The organism is Marinilactibacillus sp. XAAS-LB27 (genome assembly GCF_036039175.1).
In the GTDB taxonomy this organism is placed as follows: Bacteria; Bacillota; Bacilli; order Lactobacillales; family Carnobacteriaceae_A; genus Marinilactibacillus.
The window spans coordinates 1-2,533 of record NZ_JAYXKP010000014.1 but is presented as its reverse complement, the minus strand read 5'-3'; the positions used below and the strand labels follow the sequence as shown (position 1 = coordinate 2,533).

Annotated in this window: 1 rRNA gene; it reads left to right on the top strand. The window is 49.8% G+C overall.

Annotation, left to right across the window (positions count from 1 at the left end):
• Positions 1 to 136: 136 nt before the first annotated feature.
• Positions 137 to 2,533: ribosomal RNA gene (locus VXN63_RS11950) — 23S ribosomal RNA — on the top strand; the annotation flags it as partial.

The following is a 2,533-nucleotide window of genomic DNA, read 5'->3' as shown; positions in this document are numbered from 1 at the left end:
CTTTGTTCTTTGAAAACTGGATAGTTGAATTAATAACAAACATGTTAAGAAACAACACCGAGATTAACAAATTGAGAAAGTTTTGTTCCTTGAATAGAACTCTCATCGCTAATTAATATCATACTCTTAACCGCAAGGTTAAGTGAACAAGGGCGCACGGTGGATGCCTTGGCACTAGGAGCCGACGAAGGACGGGACGAACACCGATATGCTTTGGGGAGCTGTAAGTGAGCTTTGATCCAAAGATTTCCGAATGGGGGAACCCATCACCAGTCATAGGGTGATATCTTTTCAGTGAATACATAGCTGAGAAGAAGGTAGACGTGGGGAACTGAAACATCTAAGTACCTGCAGGAAGAGAAAGCAAATGCGATTCCCTGAGTAGCGGCGAGCGAAACGGGAAGAGGCCAAACCAAAGAGCTTGCTCTTTGGGGTTGTAGGACCGGCGATATGGACGAGTAAAGATAGTAGAAGAACCTGGAATGGTTCGCGAGACAGGGTGAAAGCCCCGTATACGACATCTGATCTTACCTAGCTGGTATCCTGAGTACGGCGGAACACGAGAAATTCCGTCGGAATCCGGGAGGACCATCTCCCAAGCCTAAATACTTCCTAGTGACCGATAGTGAACCAGTACCGTGAGGGAAAGGTGAAAAGAACCCCGGAAGGGGAGTGAAACAGCACCTGAAACCGTGTGCTTACAAGTAGTCAAAGCCCTTTTACGGGTGATGGCGTACCTTTTGTAGAATGGACCGGCGAGTGACGATGTCATGCAAGGTTAAGCCGAAGAGGTGGAGCCGCAGCGAAAGCGAGTCTGAATAGGGCGTTTAGTATGCCGTCGTCGACCCGAAACCAAGTGACCTACCCATGTCCAGGGTGAAGGTGCAGTGAAATGCACTGGAGGCCCGAACCCACGTACGTTGAAAAGTGCGGGGATGAGGTGTGGGTAGCGGAGAAATTCCAATCGAACTTGGAGATAGCTGGTTCTCTCCGAAATAGCTTTAGGGCTAGCCTCGGATAGTGCATCGTGGAGGTAGAGCGACTGTTTGGACTAGGGGCCCTTATCGGGTTACCGAATCCTGATAAACTCCGAATGCCACTGTATGTAGATCCGGGAGTCACACTGCGAGTGATAAGATCCGTAGTGGAAAGGGAAACAGCCCAGACCGTCGGTTAAGGTCCCAAAATTCTTGTTAAGTGGAAAAGGATGTGGGACTGCTCAGACAACTAGGATGTTGGCTTAGAAGCAGCCATCATTTAAAGAGTGCGTAATAGCTCACTAGTCGAGTGGTCCTGCGCCGAAAATTTACCGGGGCTAAACAAGATACCGAAACCACGGATAGAACCAATGGTTCTATGGTAGGAGAGCGTTCTAAGGGCATTGAAGCAAGATCGTGAGGACTTGTGGAGCGCTTAGAAGTGAGAATGCCGGTATGAGTAGCGAAACACGGGTGAGAATCCCGTGCACCGAATGACTAAGGTTTCCTGGGGAAGGCTCGTCCTCCCAGGGTTAGTCGGGACCTAAGCCGAGGCCGATAGGCGTAGGCGATGGACAACAGGTAGAGATTCCTGTACCAGTCTGCTTTGTTTGAACAATGGAGGGACGCAGAAGGCTAAGATAAGCGCGCTGTTGGATATGCGCGCCCAAGCAACAAGTCTTGATATGAGTCAAATGCTTATATCTATACGGACAAGTTGTGATGGGGAGGGAAATTATAGTACCGAAGTATCTGATGTCACACTGTCAAGAAAAGCTTCTAGTTAGAAGTAGGCTGCCCGTACCGCAAACCGACACAGGTAGTCGAGGAGAGAATCCTAAGGTGATCGAGAGAACTCTCGTTAAGGAACTCGGCAAAATGACCCCGTAACTTCGGGAGAAGGGGTGCTGACCATCTGGTCAGCCGCAGTGAATAGGCCCAAGCGACTGTTTACCAAAAACACAGGTCTCTGCTAATTCGAAAGAAGATGTATAGGGGCTGACACCTGCCCGGTGCTGGAAGGTTAAGAGGAAAGGTTAGCTTCGGCGAAGCTTTGAATTGAAGCCCCAGTAAACGGCGGCCGTAACTATAACGGTCCTAAGGTAGCGAAATTCCTTGTCGGGTAAGTTCCGACCCGCACGAAAGGTGTAACGATTTGGGCACTGTCTCAACGAGAGACTCGGTGAAATTATAGTACCTGTGAAGATGCAGGTTACCCGCGACAGGACGGAAAGACCCCATGGAGCTTTACTGTAGTTTGATATTGAGTGTCTGTACAGCTTGTACAGGATAGGTAGGAGCCAATGAAGCCAGAACGCCAGTTTTGGTGGAGGCAATGGTGGGATACTACCCTCGCTGTATGGCCACTCTAACCCGCAACCGTAATCCGGTTGGGAGACAGTGTCAGATGGGCAGTTTGACTGGGGCGGTCGCCTCCTAAAGAGTAACGGAGGCGCCCAAAGGTTCCCTCAGAATGGTTGGAAATCATTCGAAGAGTGTAAAGGCAGAAGGGAGCTTGACTGCGAGACCTACAAGTCGAGCAGGGACGAAAGTCG